General features: G+C 68.9%; 1 protein-coding gene. It reads right to left on the reverse strand.

The window, feature by feature from the left end:
• Window positions 1-244, reverse strand: a 244-nt coding sequence (locus tag ACQG3P_RS21895; protein ID WP_426806226.1) for an ATP-dependent Clp protease proteolytic subunit, incomplete at both ends; no start/stop codon positions are given.

The following is a 244-nucleotide window of genomic DNA, read 5'->3' on the forward strand; positions in this document are numbered from 1 at the left end:
CTTCCGGACGGCGCTCGAGCACCTGGTCGACCAGGCCGTAAGCCACCGCATCGGCCGCGCGCTGGAAGTTGTCGCGCTCGGTGTCGCGCGCGATGGTCTCCAGCGACTGGCCGGTGTGCTTGGCCAGCACTTCGGTCAGGCGCGAACGCAGGGTCAGGATCTCACGGGCGTGGATGTCGATATCCGTGGACTGGCCCTGGACGCCGCCCAGCGGCTGGGGGATCATCACGCGCGAATTCGGCAG

The sequence above is a fragment of the Stenotrophomonas sp. SrG genome (assembly GCF_050031795.1).
Taxonomy (GTDB): Bacteria; Pseudomonadota; Gammaproteobacteria; order Xanthomonadales; family Xanthomonadaceae; genus Stenotrophomonas; species Stenotrophomonas rhizophila_A.